Annotated in this window: 1 pseudogene; it reads left to right on the forward strand. The window is 68.3% G+C overall.

The features are described from left to right. Positions 1–216: pseudogene (locus P0G09_RS18785) on the forward strand (hypothetical protein); the annotation flags it as partial. Positions 217–300: the final 84 nt, after the last annotated feature.

Genomic DNA, 300 nt, shown 5'->3' on the forward strand with positions numbered 1-300 from the left:
CCCAACCGGTTGGAGATCACCATCACCCCGCAGGGCGGGGGCCAGCGCTGGCAGTTTGAAAACGACGGCCCGCCCCCCGCAGACCCCGCCATTACGCCGGGCGGGGGGCTTACCGCCAACCAGCGCCGGGTGATGCAGGCGGGCGGCACCATGGAGGTGCAGGCCCGGCCCCGCTACCGGCTGTGTGTGAACCTGCCAAAGGAGGAAACGATATGACCAGCGTTTTGTTCGTGGAAGACCAGCGGATGCCCCGGGAGAACATGGAGCACCTTGTGGAGGACAGCGGCCGCTACCGCCGGG

This window comes from Faecalibacterium sp. DFI.5.82, from assembly GCF_029076575.1.
GTDB lineage: Bacteria > Bacillota > Clostridia > Oscillospirales > Ruminococcaceae > Faecalibacterium > Faecalibacterium duncaniae.